Source organism: Sporosarcina luteola, from assembly GCF_023715245.1.
Classification (GTDB): domain Bacteria; phylum Bacillota; class Bacilli; order Bacillales_A; family Planococcaceae; genus Sporosarcina; species Sporosarcina luteola_C.
In genome coordinates this window covers 1-437 of sequence record NZ_JAMBNV010000027.1, presented here as the reverse complement: position 1 = coordinate 437, position 437 = coordinate 1, and the positions used below count along the sequence as shown (strand labels likewise).

Annotated in this window: 1 protein-coding gene; it reads left to right on the top strand. The window is 61.8% G+C overall.

What is annotated here, in order from left to right:
• The coding region (locus M3152_RS17845) for an ATP-binding cassette domain-containing protein (protein WP_251697194.1) at positions 1–437 on the top strand (437 nt) is incomplete at both ends.

Below are 437 nucleotides of genomic sequence, written 5' to 3'. Positions count from 1 at the left end.
CAACTGCATCCTCGCGCTGCTCACCTACGATTCGGGCACGATTCGCGTGTTCGGCCAGCCGATGACGCCGACCTCCTACGCGCTGAAACGTCGTATCGGTATCGTGCCGCAGAACGTGGCCGTGTTCAACGAACTGACCGTCACCGAAAACATCGACTACTTCTGCTCGCTGTACGTGCCGAAGAAAACCGACCGCGCGCCGCTGGTCGAGGAGTCCATCGAATTCGTCGGACTCCAGGACTTCCGCAAGTTCCGGCCCGGCAAACTGTCCGGCGGTCTGCTGCGACGCCTGAACATCGCCTGCGGCATCGCGCACAAGCCTGACCTGATCTTCTTCGACGAACCCACGGTCGCCGTCGACCCGCAAAGCCGCAATTCGATTCTGGAAGGCATCCAGCGGCTCAACCAGGCCGGCGCCACGGTGATCTATACCAGCC